Origin of the sequence: Bacillus cereus group sp. BfR-BA-01360 (assembly GCF_022663595.1) — a bacterium.
GTDB lineage: Bacteria > Bacillota > Bacilli > Bacillales > Bacillaceae_G > Bacillus_A > Bacillus_A cytotoxicus.
In genome coordinates this window covers 1-205 of record NZ_JAKUFV010000115.1, presented here as the reverse complement: position 1 = coordinate 205, position 205 = coordinate 1, and the positions used below count along the sequence as shown (strand labels likewise).

Sequence of the window (205 nt, the reverse complement as noted above, 5' to 3'; positions counted from 1 at the left end):
ATTTTCGTTTTAACGCTAATTCCTGTCGCCTAGAAAGAACACGTTGTGCTTTCGCTAATTTTTCTTCTAGTTTACGAAACCATTTAGGATTACCAAAAACTTCACCTGTTGAAAGAATCGCAAAATCTTTAAGACCAACATCCATGCCAACAGATGAACATGTTTTAGGAAGTTCTTGTACTTCTGTTTCAGCAAGAATCGAAAC

At 36.1% G+C, this 205-nt stretch carries 1 protein-coding gene; it reads right to left on the bottom strand.

Features of this window, described 5'->3' with window-relative positions; translation table 11 throughout:
* Positions 1 to 205: transposase (locus tag MR056_RS22190; RefSeq protein ID WP_242136747.1), on the bottom strand; the 205-nt coding region annotated here is incomplete at both ends.